The sequence below is a fragment of the Microvirga roseola genome (assembly GCF_020866965.1).
In the GTDB taxonomy this organism is placed as follows: Bacteria; Pseudomonadota; Alphaproteobacteria; order Rhizobiales; family Beijerinckiaceae; genus Microvirga; species Microvirga roseola.
In genome coordinates this window covers 1-400 of the sequence record NZ_JAJATX010000212.1, presented here as the reverse complement: position 1 = coordinate 400, position 400 = coordinate 1, and the positions used below count along the sequence as shown (strand labels likewise).

The following is a 400-nucleotide window of genomic DNA, read 5'->3' as shown; positions in this document are numbered from 1 at the left end:
GGTATCTGATGATCAGGACGCCGATGGTCTTGGGATTGAGGATGAGGTCATCCGGGAGCTGGCACGCTCACTCCGCCCGCATGCCCGCTCCTAGAGCAGCCTGCTTGCACAAGAGGTGCCTGGCCGTGATCACCGGCTGAGAGTGCGCGAGGATCTGTTTTCGATCACAACGGTCCGCCGTCCAGCCACGGACCGGGACACGGGCGGCCGGGGCGAAGCCAGTGCAGCCTTCTTTACAGCGGCTCTGACCTCATCTTCCGGCAGTCCCATCAGCATGGCGGCAATCTGCGTCTGCCCTTCGATGTGCTCGGCCAGTCCCTGAGCGGCGAAGATCGCCTCCTCCAGGGTCGGCGGATCAAACCGGGTCCGGTAAGTTCTCTGGGTCGGCTTTTTGTTCTTC

At 62.8% G+C, this 400-nt stretch carries 1 protein-coding gene; it reads right to left on the bottom strand.

The window, feature by feature from the left end; genetic code table 11:
* Positions 1-129: 129 nt before the first annotated feature.
* Positions 130-400 (bottom strand): hypothetical protein (locus LG661_RS24930; RefSeq protein WP_230534673.1); only part of this gene is annotated, 271 nt, incomplete at its 5' end.